The sequence below is a fragment of the Paenibacillus sp. LRG-1 genome, assembly GCF_057220305.1.
Window position 1 is genome coordinate 3,978,819 of the sequence record NZ_CM170126.1, and the last position, 15,353, is coordinate 3,994,171.

General features: G+C 47.3%; 17 protein-coding genes. All 17 read right to left on the minus strand.

All coding sequences use genetic code 11. The features are described from left to right. Positions 1 to 75 precede the first annotated feature (75 nt). The gene (locus tag ACUUJN_RS17515) at positions 76 to 585 is read right to left on the minus strand and encodes a DivIVA domain-containing protein (RefSeq protein WP_023989434.1); all 510 of its coding nucleotides are present in this window, start codon (positions 583 to 585) and stop codon (positions 76 to 78) included. A 172-nt stretch (positions 586 to 757) separates the two neighbouring features. Continuing rightward, positions 758 to 1,540, minus strand: a complete 783-nt coding sequence (locus ACUUJN_RS17520; protein WP_075154451.1) for a YlmH family RNA-binding protein — start codon at positions 1,538 to 1,540, stop codon at positions 758 to 760. A gap of 8 nt (positions 1,541 to 1,548) precedes the next feature. After that, the gene (locus ACUUJN_RS17525) at positions 1,549 to 1,806 is read right to left on the minus strand and encodes a YggT family protein (protein ID WP_023989436.1); all 258 of its coding nucleotides are present in this window, start codon (positions 1,804 to 1,806) and stop codon (positions 1,549 to 1,551) included. A gap of 7 nt (positions 1,807 to 1,813) precedes the next feature. Beyond that, positions 1,814 to 2,266, minus strand: a complete 453-nt coding sequence (locus ACUUJN_RS17530; RefSeq protein WP_023989437.1) for a cell division protein SepF — start codon at positions 2,264 to 2,266, stop codon at positions 1,814 to 1,816. Next, positions 2,257 to 2,958 carry a YggS family pyridoxal phosphate-dependent enzyme gene (locus ACUUJN_RS17535; RefSeq protein ID WP_025718637.1) on the minus strand — a complete coding sequence of 234 codons (702 nt, stop codon included), beginning with the start codon at positions 2,956 to 2,958 and terminating at the stop codon, positions 2,257 to 2,259. Before ACUUJN_RS17535 ends, ACUUJN_RS17530 begins: the two co-directional genes overlap by 10 nt. 8 nt (positions 2,959 to 2,966) lie before the next feature. After that, positions 2,967 to 3,851, minus strand: a complete 885-nt coding sequence (gene pgeF / locus ACUUJN_RS17540) for a peptidoglycan editing factor PgeF (RefSeq protein WP_484668752.1) — start codon at positions 3,849 to 3,851, stop codon at positions 2,967 to 2,969. A gap of 82 nt (positions 3,852 to 3,933) precedes the next feature. Next, the gene (locus ACUUJN_RS17545) at positions 3,934 to 4,278 is read right to left on the minus strand and encodes a YlmC/YmxH family sporulation protein (protein ID WP_023989440.1); all 345 of its coding nucleotides are present in this window, start codon (positions 4,276 to 4,278) and stop codon (positions 3,934 to 3,936) included. A 112-nt stretch (positions 4,279 to 4,390) separates the two neighbouring features. Continuing rightward, on the minus strand, positions 4,391 to 5,173 hold the full coding sequence (gene sigG / locus ACUUJN_RS17550; RefSeq protein ID WP_007431182.1) for an RNA polymerase sporulation sigma factor SigG: 783 nt from the start codon (positions 5,171 to 5,173) through the stop codon (positions 4,391 to 4,393). A 96-nt stretch (positions 5,174 to 5,269) separates the two neighbouring features. Beyond that, a complete protein-coding gene (sigE, locus tag ACUUJN_RS17555) occupies positions 5,270 to 6,010 on the minus strand; it encodes an RNA polymerase sporulation sigma factor SigE (RefSeq protein WP_175405300.1) in 741 nt (246 codons plus the stop codon). Between the two features lie 105 nt (positions 6,011 to 6,115). Next, entirely contained in the window at positions 6,116 to 7,102 is a 987-nt protein-coding gene (spoIIGA, locus tag ACUUJN_RS17560; protein ID WP_023989442.1) for a sigma-E processing peptidase SpoIIGA, read from the minus strand. A gap of 188 nt (positions 7,103 to 7,290) precedes the next feature. After that, a complete protein-coding gene (ftsZ, locus tag ACUUJN_RS17565; protein ID WP_484668753.1) occupies positions 7,291 to 8,415 on the minus strand; it encodes a cell division protein FtsZ in 1,125 nt (374 codons plus the stop codon). A gap of 67 nt (positions 8,416 to 8,482) precedes the next feature. Next, positions 8,483 to 9,754, minus strand: a complete 1,272-nt coding sequence (gene ftsA, locus ACUUJN_RS17570; protein ID WP_013311085.1) for a cell division protein FtsA — start codon at positions 9,752 to 9,754, stop codon at positions 8,483 to 8,485. 199 nt (positions 9,755 to 9,953) lie between these two features. Then, positions 9,954 to 10,718, minus strand: coding sequence for a cell division protein FtsQ/DivIB (locus ACUUJN_RS17575; RefSeq protein WP_023989444.1), 765 nt, complete (start codon positions 10,716 to 10,718; stop codon positions 9,954 to 9,956). Between the two features lie 56 nt (positions 10,719 to 10,774). Continuing rightward, a complete protein-coding gene (gene murA, locus ACUUJN_RS17580) occupies positions 10,775 to 12,058 on the minus strand; it encodes a UDP-N-acetylglucosamine 1-carboxyvinyltransferase (RefSeq protein ID WP_023989445.1) in 1,284 nt (427 codons plus the stop codon). Between the two features lie 16 nt (positions 12,059 to 12,074). Then, entirely contained in the window at positions 12,075 to 12,980 is a 906-nt protein-coding gene (gene murB / locus ACUUJN_RS17585) for a UDP-N-acetylmuramate dehydrogenase (RefSeq protein ID WP_069080395.1), read from the minus strand. 146 nt (positions 12,981 to 13,126) lie between these two features. Continuing rightward, positions 13,127 to 14,236 (minus strand): undecaprenyldiphospho-muramoylpentapeptide beta-N-acetylglucosaminyltransferase, encoded by a 1,110-nt coding sequence (gene murG, locus ACUUJN_RS17590; RefSeq protein WP_028540482.1) that lies wholly within the window; start codon positions 14,234 to 14,236, stop codon positions 13,127 to 13,129. A gap of 6 nt (positions 14,237 to 14,242) precedes the next feature. Then, positions 14,243 to 15,340: a stage V sporulation protein E gene (gene spoVE / locus ACUUJN_RS17595; RefSeq protein WP_023989448.1), complete on the minus strand. Its 1,098-nt coding sequence runs from the start codon at positions 15,338 to 15,340 to the stop codon at positions 14,243 to 14,245. Positions 15,341 to 15,353: the final 13 nt, after the last annotated feature.

Below are 15,353 nucleotides of genomic sequence, written 5' to 3' on the forward strand. Positions count from 1 at the left end.
TATTTACAGTTATAGCCTGTTTAAAGATAAAAGTCAACCCTAACAAAGCCTAATAAAAGCTTGTCAGAAATGAAATTAGTAAATTTCTTTCATCTCACGCTCGCGCTCCAGTACTTCGCGTTCCCGGTTTTCAAGGGCTTCCCAGCCGTCTTGGCTTAACAAGTCAAGCTGTGCTTCCACCAGTGTACGAAACCGTGCTCGGTAAATCGATGCCTGCTTCTTCAGTTCTTCAACCTCCAACGCGATCTTGCGGGATTTAGATAATGCTTCGTTCACAATACGGTCCGCATTTTTTTCCGCTTCCTTCACGATCAGTTGGGATTCTTTCTTGGCGTTGTTACGAACTTCATCAGCCGCTTCCTGCGCCACGATAATTGTCTTACTCAGGGTATCCTCAATCGTCGCGAAATGATCAAGCTTCTCCTGTACGTTCAACAACTCGGTGCTCAGTTCTTTATTTTCACGAATAACGCCCTCGTAATCTTTGATCACCTGATCCAAAAATTCATTAACCTGATCCTCATCATAACCGCGAAGCCGGCGGGCAAATTCCTTGTTATGTATATCCAATGGCGTTAATGGCATGCCGTCCACCTCCTATAAGATTGACAAAAAATACATTTTCCGCGTCACGACGCTCACTATCATCTATCGGTCATCATACCCCGTTTTGTGAATACTGTACAGAGCAAAATCGTTCCAGTTCTTCGCTATAGCTTAATTCTTTCGACAGAAAGCTCGTGATTCCTGCCTACAGCTATACAAACTTACCAATTTTGACACGGAATCTTCCCTTTTTTGTCATCCCGTCTGTTTCAAGCACTTTGAAACGCCCAAAACCCTGCATGGAAATAACGTCCCCAGCTTTAAGTGGAGTGGATGGATTCTCCTCCACCTTCCAATTTACCCGGCACCGTCCCGCCCGAATCGGTGTTAATATTTTACTGCGGCTTAGCTTGTACACATCGCTGGCAATACCGTCCAGTCGTAAAGAAGCGACAGTCAGATCTAGCGCCTCTAATGCAACTTCCTTCGTTCGCAGACTCGCTACAGGCAACAGTTCTGTCCATACATGGACACGATGTACCTGCTGCAAATGCATCGTCATAAAATCGACAATCTCTGAAGCTACCAATACATGGCACCCATCATCTAGTACATGAATGTCCCCGATTTTCCCACGTTTGATTCCAAGTCCCAGTAGGGCACCTAGATAATCACCGTGTTCAAGAGTACCTACTTTATGATCGTCAGATGTGATGGAAAGGACCTGAATCCCCATCTCCTCACCGTCCAAATACGAATAATCGGGCGCAATAAGCGCCCGCTTTCGTTCTGAAGCCATATATCCGCCATCTACCCTAATCGTGACCTTGTCTTCCTTCGAAGCAAGTGTCTCCAATATGTACTGTTGACGCGGGTCCAAAAAATCAGTCAGCTTCTGCTCATGATAAGCTCCCGCATGACTGATCCATTCGGAAGCGCGATCCACATAATCCCGTTCATCCGGGTGAAAATGCTCATAAATCTCAGTTCGCATAACTCCTCCTAGACGAAATTACCAATCAAAGAAATCAAACCGTATGACGCAAAACGCAGAGCAATCAGCGCAACGATGGGTGAAATATCAATCATCCCGAAGATTGGCGGTATAAACCTGCGAAAAGGAGACAAATACGGCTCCACAAACTTGGCAAGTAAATCGCCAATTACACTCTCTCTGGCATTAGGAAGCCATGACAGCAGAACATATGCAATGATCATGTACGAATAAATCTGAAATAGCCAGTAAATTACCTCGATCAAGAAAAGTTCACCTCATTCTGTTAAGTTCTTGTTCAGTGTCAGCCAGTATTTCCGTAATAGAGCCTTGAATCTCAACCGTGTCTGGTGTACACAGAAAAATATTGTTCCCGACCTTGGAAATACCACCACCCAGTGCATACACAGTACCACTCAAAAAATCAATAATGCGCAGCGCCTGATCCTTGCGAATTCGTTGCAAATTAACTACGACGGTACGATGGGAACGGATATGGTCGGCAATTTCCTGTGCTTCATCATAAGAACGCGGCTCATACAGGACAACTTTCACATTTTTCTGTGAATGGATGCTGACAACATTAGTGCTCTTCTGGTTCTTACGTTTATCAAAGCTTGGGGTTTCAATTTCTTGATCTTCCGGCGTATTCATAACCTCTCGCTCTATAACTTCCTCTTCTTCCTGAAGCCCCAGAAAGTTCATGAACTTATTCATTACGCCCAATGGAAATCCTCCTCTCGTCCGACCAGTACGGAACCAAGCCGCAGCCAGGTCGCTCCCTCTTCAACCGCCACTTCAAAATCATTGGACATCCCCATAGACAAGTGAACGATGGGTTCTCTGGTCAAGGCTTGTCCATTTAACCTATCCCGTAATTCACGTAATCCCCGAAACACAGGCCGAGTTTTTTCCGGGTCTTCCTCATGAGGAGCCATCGTCATCAAGCCAATTACGTCCACATGCTCCAACTCGCGAATTTGTTCCAAAAAGGGGACAACCGCCTCAGAGGACAAGCCATATTTGGATATTTCCCCAGAAATATTGACTTGCACAAAAGCTTTAACTCGCAGTCCCAGAGCGGCTGCCTTCTTGTCCAATTCCTGAGCGAGCGATAAGCGGTCAAGCGAATGTATAAATTTAAATTTTCCAATCACATCTTTAACCTTATTCGTTTGGAGATGACCAATAAAATGCCACGTTCCCCGGTCACCCAACTTGCTCCATTTATCCGCAGCATCCTGCCAGCGATTTTCGCCCACATGCTCTAAGTCGCTATCCAGTACCGATGTCATTGTCGCCGCCGAAACATATTTGGTGACAGCGATCACATTAACTTCATCACGCGAACGTCCGCTTCGGGCACATGCCGCTTCTACACGGGCATTCACTTCTTTAATTCGTTCCTCCAAAGACACGGGAGGACTCACCTCTCTTCCAGACCAATCCAACTCGCCATTCTTCCTGTGACGCCGCCTTCTTTGCGATATGAAAAAAACAAATCGCTACGGCTACTCGTGCATAAGGTAGTACATTCGATATGGCTCGGCAATATTCCTGCTTTCATCATAATGTGTCGATTGCATTGTTTCAAGTCAAGTAGTGTTTTTCCGGTGGTTAAGGGAAAGTAAACAGAACCTTCCCATTTATCATTACCCGGGCAATCATGCTCCAAAACCCGAATTTGGCTCATCACGTGCTCATCCACCTCATAGGATTCAGAACCAATGGAAGGACCAATAGCTGCTAGTATATCAGACGGCTGAGATCCATATTCGCTTTGCATGGTCTGTACCATTTTCAATGCGATTTCCGCAACGGTTCCCTTCCAGCCTGCATGCGCCAACCCAATCACACGGCGGACTGGATCACAAAAATATAATGGTACACAGTCTGCATAAAAGGACGTCAGCAAAATGCCAGGTACATTCGTCAAAAGTCCATCTGTGTCCTGAAAAGCGGATGCACGATCCATAAAGCCCCGCCCGCGATCAGCAGCCTTGACCACGGCAACATGATGACCATGAACCTGTTCACCGCACGTCCACGCTTCAGCAGCAAAGCCAAGCTGCTCAGCAATGAGCCGACGGTTACGAATAACTTGCTCGGGGTCATCCCCCACATGGAACGCACAGTTCAGACTAGCGTAGGGCACCTCACTGACACCGCCATGACGACCTGTAAAACCCGCTGTTAATCCCTGAACCTGCCGCTCCCAAGATTGAATATATAACAACTCCGGTACGGGACGTCCGCCATCTTTCATAAGCGCAGCCCCCGTAGCCTCGGTGTTCACTACAAATGGTTCCATTCATTCTCACCTCTACTGCCCAGTGTACCAAAAAGCAGCCGCCGTGTCTTCACAACACACTAAAATACGTAGATCTGCAAGTTCAGAAGCCCCGTCGGTCACTCCGCTCTTGACGTTCGATATACAACTTTTCCTCACCTTCACCCGGCGGCTCATGCAATCCTTCCAGTCGTACAAGCACAACATCCGAACCAATTTTCACAATGTTGCGCCACGGAATGACCAACTCGCTTCCGCCTCCAAACCAGCCCATAAAACGACTGCTGCCTGGAACCACAATGGCTTCAATTTTCCCCTGCCGCACGTCAATCTCCAAATCACTGATTTGTCCCAGACGTCGTCCATCTACAATGTTAATGACATCCTTGGTTTGAAACTCGGAAATTTTCATTGCTCTTACTGACGTTTCTGGTGCACTCACACGCATCACATCCTTTATTTCACTATATGAGCGGAAGAGCCCAAAAAATGTCCTGTAAACGCAAAAACGATCCGGGTAGGATCGTTTTTATCGCTGAATCATTCAAGCATTCATTTCATTAGGACTTTACATGTTTTTGCATTTGCTGTATAGCCGACTTCTCTAATCTTGAAACCTGGGCTTGAGAGATACCGATTTCGTCGGCAACCTCCATTTGCGTCTTTCCTTCATAAAAACGCATAGACAATATCATCTTTTCACGCTGGCCCAGGCGATGCATCGCTTCCCGCAGAGCGATTTCCTCAATCCATGAGACGTCTTTATTTCTGTCATCACTGATCTGATCCATCACATAGATTGGGTCGCCCCCGTCGTGATATATCGGCTCGAACAGCGAAACCGGATCCTGAATCGCATCCAACGCGAACACAACGTCTTCTTTGGGCACATTCAATGCCTCTGAAATTTCAAAAATCGTTGGTTCTCGCGAGTTCAGATTCGTCAGACTGTCCCGCACCTGAAGCGCCTTATATGCAATATCCCGTAACGAACGAGATACACGGATCGGATTGTTATCCCGCAAATAACGGCGGATCTCTCCGATAATCATCGGCACCGCATAAGTGGAGAACTTTACGTTTTGCGAAAGGTCAAAATTATCAATCGCCTTCATTAGGCCGATACATCCTACCTGGAACAAATCGTCCACAAACTCTCCCCGATTGTTAAATCGTTGAATCACACTCAGGACGAGTCGGAGATTGCCGTTGACCAATTTTTCTCTGGCTGATCGTTCATTATTTTGCTGAAGTGATGTGAACAACTCGCGCATTTCTGCATTGGTTAATACCGGCAGTTTGGCGGTATCCACACCGCAAATTTCCACTTTATTTCGGGTCATCGTGTCTTACCTCCCAAGGAGCAACATTAATGTACATTATCTCCTGAGGGCATTTTTTTATTCGCCGTTTCCATCGCTTCCGGATATACCCATGCATTATACCATTTTATTAAATTCTTTTCGTAAGCGCTTTATAATTCGCTTTTCCAGACGCGAAATATACGATTGCGAGATACCCAACAGGTCAGCAACATCCTTCTGTGTCTTCTCTTCTCCGTCTTGTAAGCCGAAGCGCAGCTCCATAATCAAACGCTCTCGATCCGTCAACTTATCCAGTGCCTTATGCAATAATTTACGGTCCACCTGCTCCTCGATATTACGGTAAATGGTATCATTTTCCGTCCCCATCACATCGGAAAGCAATAATTCATTACCGTCCCAATCAATATTCAGAGGCTCATCAAAAGAAACTTCCGTTCTCGTTTTACTATTGCGACGCAAATACATCAAAATCTCATTCTCAATGCATCGAGACGCATATGTCGCAAGTTTGATTTTCTTCTCTGGATCAAAAGTGTTAACCGCTTTGATTAGTCCAATAGCACCAATGGATACGAGATCCTCAATGTTGATTCCCGTATTCTCAAATTTACGGGCAATATATACGACTAACCGCAAATTTCTTTCGATTAGCATCGACCGTACTGCTGCATCTCCAGAAGAAAGTTTCCCCAGCAAATATTCTTCTTCGTCTCTCGTCAGCGGTGGGGGGAGCGCCTCGCTGCCGCCAATATAATAAATTTCTTCACTTTTCAGCCCAAATAAAAATAAAATACGATAATATTGCAATTGCAACGCTAGCCTAATTTTCATCTTCAATTTCATCTGTTCCCACATATCATTCTCCCCCTTTTGAAAATAGTGCAATTCCAGCTGTGTTCCGCCCATTTCACCATTGGATATTTCTCGTCGCCTTCAAACATCATTTTGTGTTTATGCTCGTCATCCTGATTCCGTAAAATGCTCACTAAAATGTGCATCTCGTTTCTGGTTGGTATCAGCACTGCCCTCTTCTTGTGCCGTCACATCCGGGTGGATGATGGCACGATACTTACCCTCTGCTGACAATGTTCCCCCATCCAAGCCAATCAACACTCGATGATGTACAAAATGAGCCCCATTCATCACCACCTCTACTCGGTCTGGTTTGAGGGCGAGCATAAAGGAATGACTGCGGTTAATTCCACGATAGGGGACGAGACGAACACGATCCTGCCAGCTAAACGATTCGTCCCCCAGTTCCATCACCAGTTGGTCAGCATTACCCTCAGAACATTTTCGAAGCCAGGAGGCGGGCAAATACGATTCCCACAAGGCCGCCTCCATGACCATCACCGGGGTTCGGGTCAAAGGATCATAGAGCTGGTTACCTGTATCCAACAAGCCTGTACACTCAATATGATCCTGCCCAATCCACACCTGCACTTGTCCCAGAAACCCACTCATCCTTTCTGTGCGCTGCTTTGAGGACTGCACAATACGAAAGAAAAGCATCACTCCGCCAAATGCGCATAAAATAAACCAGAATGCGATTTTCAGTTCAAAAGACATTCCTCCCGAAGCGGTGTACCAGATACCATTAAACAATTCCCCGGTATTTTGGAGAAAATAATGCATCCCCAAAATGCCACCTGCAGCTACAAAATTGATCATGTAAAAAGCACCCATTGTACGAAGATACTTTTGCATGCTGCCAAATCCAAAAGCCACCAGCAGCATTATGACCGATAATGCCAGTTTGATCAGGAACGTAAATAAAAAGGACAGTTCCGGCACAAACATCATGACCACGTACATTGCGCCGATTCCAGCTGATGCCATCAACCTCCACCACACTGGACGAATTTTTCTCATCCAGGCGGTGACCATCAGCAGCACAGCATCAATGAACAAATTGGCCAAAAAAATCAAGTCGATATAAACAACCAAGGCTTCACCCGCCCAGCGTTTGCAGGATAGGCTTAAGTATAGTAGTCATGCTGTTCAAAGTCTGTCTAACGGTGGGGACGGTGACCGACTAATTTTGTCGGAAAGAGGAGAAGCGCCTGAACTGCAGGATGCGGAAAACAGAAAGAAGCCCGCATCTCCAAGGAGAATGCGGGCAGTCTGAATTAGAACTAGTTATCGTTATTATTATTGCGCGAACGGTTACGTAAGAATGTAGGAATGTCTAATTGGTCACTGCTTTGAGTGTTACCAAATGGACGCAAGTTAGGAGAGCCTTTTTCCGCCGATTCGGAAGTAGCCGGGTTGGCTGCCGGTTTACGTCCCGGTGTCGGTTGACTTGGCTTGCCTTCAAAGCCAGTGGCAATGACGGTAACCTTGATCTCTTCTTTCAACTCTTCGTCAATGATAGCACCGAAAATCATGTTTACTTCCGGATCGGAAGCCGATGTTACAATTTCAGCTGCCTCATTAACCTCATACAGAGACAGGTTGTTGCCACCAGTGATGTTCATAATCACACCACGAGCACCTTCAATGGATGTCTCCAACAACGGGCTCATGATAGCCTTGCGTGCTGCTTCAGCCGCACGATTTTCACCAGTTGCTTCACCAATCCCCATCAAAGCGGAGCCACGCTCCGTCATGATCGTCTTAACGTCAGCAAAGTCGAGGTTGATTAGACCCGGTACAGCGATCAAATCTGAAATACCTTGTACCGCCTGACGCAGAACATTGTCTGCTTCACGGAATGCTTCCAACATTGGGGTTTTCTTGTCCACAATTTCAAGCAAACGGTCATTCGGGATTACTATCAAAGTGTCTACTTTTTCTTTTAATCCCTCAATACCAAGTTCAGCTTGATTGGAACGCTTACGCCCTTCAAACGTGAATGGTCGGGTTACCACGCCTACAGTCAGCGCGCCGCATTCCTTGGCAATTTCAGCAATGACAGGAGCCGCTCCGGTTCCAGTACCGCCACCCATTCCCGCCGTTACGAATACCATATCCGCACCTTTGAGCGTATTCATAATGAGCTCACGCGATTCTTCAGCCGCTTTTTTACCCACATCGGGGTTAGCACCGGCACCCAGACCGCGGGTCAGCTTATCCCCAATTTGAAGCTTATGCTCAGACTTCGCTAAATGAAGTGCCTGGGCATCTGTATTGACTGTAATGAACTCCACACCCTGAACACCATTTTCGATCATTCGGTTAACCGCATTGCTGCCGCCGCCTCCGACGCCGATCACTTTAATTTGAGCCAAGCTCTCCATTTCAAAATCAAATTCCAACATACTATTCCATCTCCCCCTCAATGTGCATGGATGGCCCGTCCATGATTGGCATAATTAGCAATGAACGTTATATAAATTCACTGAACATATTTTTTAAGCGTTCAATCAACCCCTGCTTTTGCTCGCCTTCCGCAGCGGGACTACTGCTTTTGGTTCGGTTAGTCGGCTTCTTGGTACTTCCGCCACTGTTGCTAACGCTAGTCGATCTTCCGCGATAGTAACGAATAGCATTATGCAAGATTCCAACTCCGCTCGTGTAACCCGGATCCCTTACACCGATAAAATCAGGTACGGCGATCCTTACGGAAGCGGCCAGTTCGCTTTGTGCCACCTGAAGTACACCAGGCATGGAGACGGTGCCTCCGGTAAGTATATAACCTCCCGGAAGCTCTGTGTAACCCAAGCGCTTAACTTCCGCCTGAATGAGTTGAAAAATTTCCTGCACTCTCGGCTCAATAATAGCAGCCAAATCCTGCTGGTTGAACTCCTTATCCACGTTACTGCCGATACGCGTCACTTTAAAGACGACATCGGCTGCCGCATCATCATACCATGCGCAGCCGTACTTAAGCTTTACTTTTTCGGCTTGATCGGTAAGGGTTCTCAGTCCGTAGGCAATATCATTGGTTACAAATTCTCCACCAATCGGAAGTGTAGATGTGGCAACAATCGTTCCTTCCTGGAAAATGGCAACATTCGTAGAACCTGCACCAATATCCACCAGCACCGAACCCATCACCTTTTCATCCTTCGAAAGAGACAATTGTCCGGCTCCAAGAGGCAGCAAGACCAGATCTTTAATCCTCAAGCCGGCTTTCTCAACGCAGCGCAACAGATTATGTATCGGGGTCTTGCCTCCAGTAACAATCGTAGCCTCTACTTCGAGACGAACTCCAATCATACCGCGAGGGTCCTGAATGCCTTCAAGGCCATCCACGACATACTGCTTGGCTACCACGTCAATAATTTCTCTCTCCGGTGGTACAGCAATAACCTCAGCTGCCTTCAGTACACGCTCAATGTCCTCCTCACCGATTTCACGGTCCTCGTTGGACACGGCTACTACGCCATGACTATTTTGCAGGCCAATATGATTGCCTGAAATCCCCACATACACTTCTGTTATTTGAATACCAACCATGCGTTCTGCGTGATCCACGGCGTTACGGATTGATTGCACGGTTTGATCAATGTCTACAATTGCACCTTTGCGAATCCCTTCCGAGTCGGCAGATCCAACTCCAATAATATTAAAGGTTCCATTATTCATTTCCCCAATAATAGCCCGAACTTTGGATGTACCGATGTCCAAACTAACAATGATGTCATTGTTGCTCAAGTCTGTGGCACCTCCTGACTCCAAAATGAATTTCGTTCTTTAAACACACTCTGTACATATTCAACAAACTCCATGCTTTCCCTCTTTTTTCTACAAATTTTTTAGAAGCCAATTTATGGTTGCAGTCACATAAAAATTTGAAGAAAAAAGAAGGAGGCAAGTCTATTACCCATAAAATCAATTCTAGCATTTTTTCACATCACTGAGTAGTATCTTTTTCTTGGCCCTCTTCACTCGTATCCGGTTTGAACGGAACGTAGGAATCCGCCTCCAACATGGTGATCAAACCTGGATCTTCTGTTTCTAGCACCTGGTTCAAATAGCTGATTTTAGAATTCAGTAGAGAAACGGTTGTAATAACCTCAAACTGGGAACGTGTGTACATTTTGATGCGGTCCGGAAAAGAAGGAATCGGCGCGGGAATAATTTCCGAAATATCGGCTGTCCATTCCCCCGGAATGCGTGATAAAGCATCACACAGCTTCGCTTTGTACGGATCATCAGATTTCCATTTGGTCAAAATAGGCTTCTCAACGGCTATTCCGCTACTCCCCACGCCCACGCTTGTCCCGTTCGCTAGAATAGCACGAAGGCTCCCGTCACTCTGCAACTCGTAAGCGACCGTAGCAAACTCTTTAATGTGAATAGCAATAATCCCCGGAAACTGCTTGTCCACTGTGACTTGCTGTATCGATTGAATTTCCCGCAGTTTCTCAGAGATGTCGGATGAACTGACTCCGAAATACTGATCTCCAACAGCCAGACCGCTTCGATTAAGAAGCTGATCTCGGGTCGAAAATACATTACCATCAAAACGAATTTCAGAAACCCGACTCAACGAAGAACGGAAAAAGAGAACAGCGAGCAGTACGATAAACAACAAAATGAGAAGAATAGCAATCTTCCGGCTTGTACTTTTTTTCGTTCTGTTCTTTTTAAGAACAGGTATTTGAGCATTTGGCATAGCTTCTCTCCACAAAAGCCTTTTGTCCCCCCGTTAACGGAGGGACATTACAGGCATTAATTTACGAAATCCAGCTGCTCCGGCACCGGAGACTGACGGCTCATTCGGGCACCCAGTCCCTGGAAAAGACGTTCGATTCGGTCATACCCTCTGTCAATATGATGAACCTGCTCGACAATGGTACGTCCTTGAGCCGCTAGACCCGCTATGACCAGCGCAGCCCCTGCCCGCAGATCGGTAGCCTCTACCGTAGCCCCGTACAGACGAGAAACTCCTCTTATAAAAGCAGCATTTGCATCAACCGTAATATCAGCACCCATTACATTTAGTTCATCTACATGTTTGAATCGGCTTTCGAAGACGGTCTCTTTCATGACACTGAATCCGTCCGCCAAGGAAAGCAGAACCATGACCTGAGATTGCAAATCCGTCGGAAAAGACGGGTAAGGGGAGGTAACGATCCTCTCCACTGCTTTGGGACGACTCATACAACTTACGGTCATTATATCATTCAAGATGCCGATTTGAACACCAGCCCGCCTGAGGACGTGAATCAGAGCAGACAAATGGGATGGATTGCAGTGGGTCAGCGACACACTTCCTCGTGTAGCTGCAGCTGCAATCATAACCGTTCCAGCTACTATGCGGTCAGGAATGACCTCATACGTACACGGATTGAGGCGACTGACCCCCGTAATTGTAATCGTGTCGGTTCCAGCACCGATAATGCGGGCTCCCATGGCATTCAAGAAGTTTTGTAGATCCTGAATTTCCGGTTCCCTCGCTGCATTGGTGATCGTTGTTCGTCCTTCAGCCAACGCAGCAGCCATCATAATATTTTCCGTTGCACCTACACTCGGGAAATCCATGTGGATGTCCGAGCCGATTAGCTTGTGGGCTCGAAATGTAATTTGCTCGTCTTTTTCCTCTATCTCTGCGCCAAGAGCTTTTAAGCCCTCTAGGTGAAGATCAATTTTGCGCTCGCCTATGGCGCAGCCTCCGGGCTGGTAAATGGAAACTTCTCCATATCTGGCGAGCAGCGGTCCCATCAGAAAGATAGATGAGCGCATTTGCTTCATCAAATCTTCTGGAATTTGGAACGTTCGGACGGACGACGTATCCACGTATACCGTTTCCTCTTCATGTCGGCATGTACAGCCGAGTCTTTCAAGGATGTGCAGCATGACCTTAATGTCTAAAAGATGGGGCACATTCCGAATTTCTACCTTACCTTGTGCTAGTAAGCTCGCTGCAAGAATAGGTAGTGCCGCATTTTTTGCCCCATGGATACGTATGGTGCCTGACAGGGGACGGCCTCCCTCAATCACCAATTTGTCCAATGTATCACCTCCGAGTTTACCGCTCACCCACTACGAAAACCTCCGGAACTAGCTTGATGCCGGTTTGAGATGATATTGTACTTTGAATATGCTTCATTAGGGTAAGCACGTCCTCTGCTGTCGCTTGACCGGTATTTACAATGAAATTGGCATGCTGTACAGATACCTCTGCGCCTCCCGCCTTCAAGCCCTTGAGACCTGCGCTCTCAATAAGACGAGCAGCATAGTCTCCTGGAGGATTACGAAATACGCTTCCTGCACAAGCTAACTGTAACGGCTGGGTCAGCCGGCGGCGGTCTTTAAAAGCCGCAAGTGCTGCTGAAATTTCCTCGCGGTCGCCCCGCTTCATCCGAAACACTGCCTCTGTCACCATTCCACGTTGCTCATGCAACACGGAGTGACGATAGCTGAAATGCATATTCTCGGCATCGTACACAACCAATTCCCCTGTATCCAGCACAATCTCAGCGGACTGGAATATTTGTGACACATCAGACCCATGGGCACCGGCGTTCATGTAGACAGCCCCACCGACTGATCCTGGGATACCACCAGCAAATTCAAGGCCGGACAGGCCCTGCTTGCTGGCCATAACGCACAGTTTGACTAGTGAAACGCCTCCTCCAGCAACGATCTGTTCATCTTCAAAATGAACATAATCAAATCCTGGCCCCAGCTTGATCACAAGTCCCCGTATCCCTTTGTCAGAGATGAGCATGTTGGAGCCCCGACCCAACTGCATCCAGGGAATTCCGTGCTCGCTAGCCAGCTTCAATACTCTTGCCAGCTGCTCTTTGGTATCCGGGATAACAAGTGCATCCGCAGGGCCTCCAATCCTCCATGTCGTATATTTGGACAGCGGCTCATGCTCCAGCACTTTTCCGATATCATGCTCCGCTAATAATGGCATCCATTGCTGCATTGTACTGAAACCTCCTTGTTGCTTGCCCCGCATGGTTATAAGGCTCTCACCTGACAACCGGCAGCCTGAGTGATGGTCACAATCTATAGGGTATCCTATGTAAATACCATCCGGTGTGTGACAACCGCCCAATTCTGCGCTGCAGACTACCTTTTATGGGCAAGACGTTCCATTTCTTTTACTAAAATATCTGCTGAGTCAGGCTTGCCAAGCGCAGACGCCGACTCTGCCATACGACTCCGCCATGCCTCATCCTTCATAATTCCCGCTATAGATTGAAACAGGGCCGGGCCACTCAGTTCCTTTTCTACAATCATGACGGATGCGCCTGCCTTTTCAAGTGTACGAGCATTAGCCTCCTGATGGTTATTCGTCACATTAGGTGATGGGATCAGAATGGACGGAATGCCCAACGATGTGATCTCTGCCAAGAAGGACGCACCTGCGCGATTAACAATTAATGAGGTACAAGCCAGCACCTCTGGCATATTGTGAATATAGGGAAGCACGTGTAGATGATTGGGCAATGAGCCGATCTGATTCCGTATGCTATCCAGAGTTTGCTCATAATAAGATTCACCGGTTACATATACAAAATGGACGTCTTTCAGTTGCGAAAGTTGCGGAGCCATTGCAATCATGGCGTCATTAATGGCCTTCGCTCCCCTGCTGCCACCGACCACAAGGACGACCGAGCTGTTCATCGGTACCCCAATAGTAGCAAATCCCCGATCCCGGTTAGCCAAACGAACTGTTGTAGCACGCGGGTTCCCGGTGTACAGTACATTTTTAGCTTTGGGGAAAGCTCCTTCTGAGCCTTCAAAGCTAACAGCCACTGTATCCACATAGCGACTCAGAAATGTATTAGTCAGCCCTGGAATTGCATTTTGCTCATGAATAATGCTGGGAATTCCCAACTTGGAAGCTGCATAAACGACGGGGCCGCATACATATCCCCCGGTGCCAATAACGACATCTGGCTTAAATTTCTTTAATAATGCTTTGGATCTGCGAACCCCTTTGAAAAAGCGCATGATCGTTTTTATATTTTCCACAGACAAGCTGCGACGAAATCCTGTGATATCAATAGCCTCAAATGGAATTTTTTCCTGAGGAACCAACTTGCTTTCGAGTCCTCGTTGACCGCCAATGTATAAAAATTCAGCGTCCGAATCAATCTCTTCGCACTGTCTGGCTACGGCCAGCGCCGGATAAATATGCCCTCCGGTGCCGCCGCCGCTCAACACGACGCGCATAAACGTTCACCTCGCATAACGTGATAAATTTAGTAAAATGCCCAGAGCAGTTAGCATTAAGGTCAGAGAAGAACCTCCATAGCTGATTAAGGGCAGTGTTATTCCTGTCACCGGCATTAAACCGATAACGACCCCAATATTAATGACGACCTGTACGGCGACCATTGCGACAATACCCACCGCAAGCAAACTACCATAGGTATCCGGAATGGTTATAGCGACACGCATTCCTCTCCACACGAGAACCAAAAAGAGCCCCAGCACCGCCATTCCACCGATAAAGCCAAGCTCCTCCGCCAAAATGGAAAAAATAAAATCAGTCTGCGGCTCAGGAACGTAGCTATATTTTTGTCGACTCATGCCAAGCCCCAAGCCCGCTAGGCCGCCAGGACCAATCGCATATAGCGATTGAATAATTTGATAACCTGCGCCAAGCGGATCGGACCAAGGGTCCAGAAAAGCGGTGATGCGCTGGAGCCGATAAGGTGCAGCTGCAATCAGTGCAGCAAACCCTGCTGCTCCCGACAAAGCCAGCAGACCGAGATGCTTCATACGCGCGCCTGCCGTAAATACGATGAGCATGGACGCTCCCATCATTACCGTGCCAGTGCCCAAATCGGGCTGGAGCATAATAAGCCCAAAAGCCAGTCCCATGAGTCCAAGCGGGGGCAACAGGCCGCGCGTAAAAGAGCTAATATCATAGTCAGGACGACTGAGCCAACGAGCGAGAAAAAGAATCATACCCAACTTCATAAACTCGGAAGGCTGAATGCCGAAAGAGCTAATACCGAGCCAGCTTCGTGCCCCGCCTCTTACTACACCAATGCCGGGAATTAATACGGCAACCAGCAACGCAAGACAGATCAACAACACAACCTTGGCATATTTCTGCCAGATCCGGTAGTCCGTTCTGGCAGTAAAGTACATCGCTACAAGACCGAGCCCTGCAAATAGCAATTGCCGCTTTACAAAATAGTAGGAGTCCCCGTACTCGTGAAAAGCGAGGACGGCGCCCGCACTGTATACCATAACCATGCCGATGGCTAATAAGCTTACAATACAAACGAAAAGCCATAGATCCGGCGCTGGACGAGATTGCTTCATCAGGAGGCCACCC